We start from the raw sequence: 455 nt of genomic DNA on the forward strand, positions 1-455 counted from the left end.
GCTCGCCGAGCACGTGCGCCGCGAGACCGCCCGCGCCGTCGCGCCCGAGCGCATCGACTCGGAGTTGTCCCTGCTGAACCGGTTCGCCGAGCACGAGGACGTCGACGTCGTCCTCGGGCCCGTGCTCGCCGGGATCGTCGCGGCCGCCCTGCTCTCCGCCCGCCTCACGAGCGGGCTCACCGATCCCACCACCGGCGGGGCGGCCTGGCGGGCCCTGGACGGGCTCGAGCCGCACCCGGCGCCCGGGATCGGACGCCTCGACCTGGACGTGGCCACCCGACGGCTGCGCATGGGCCGCGGCACGGTCCTGGACCTCGCGCCGGTCGCGGACGCGTGGGCGGCGGACCGCATCGTCCGGGTCTTCACGGAGACGCACCCCGGCGTTGCGCTGGTCGCCGAGGTCGGCACGGCGTGCGCCGTGGGCGGGCCGACCGCCGCGGCCGCCGCCCTCGTGG

1 pseudogene is annotated in these 455 nt (G+C 78.5%); it reads left to right on the forward strand.

Annotated elements, in window-relative coordinates:
• Positions 1-455: pseudogene (locus CRM73_RS19520) on the forward strand (FAD:protein FMN transferase); the annotation flags it as partial.

It is taken from the genome of Kocuria sp. CCUG 69068 (assembly GCF_020833785.1).
GTDB classification, from domain to species: Bacteria; Actinomycetota; Actinomycetes; order Actinomycetales; family Micrococcaceae; genus Kocuria; species Kocuria rosea.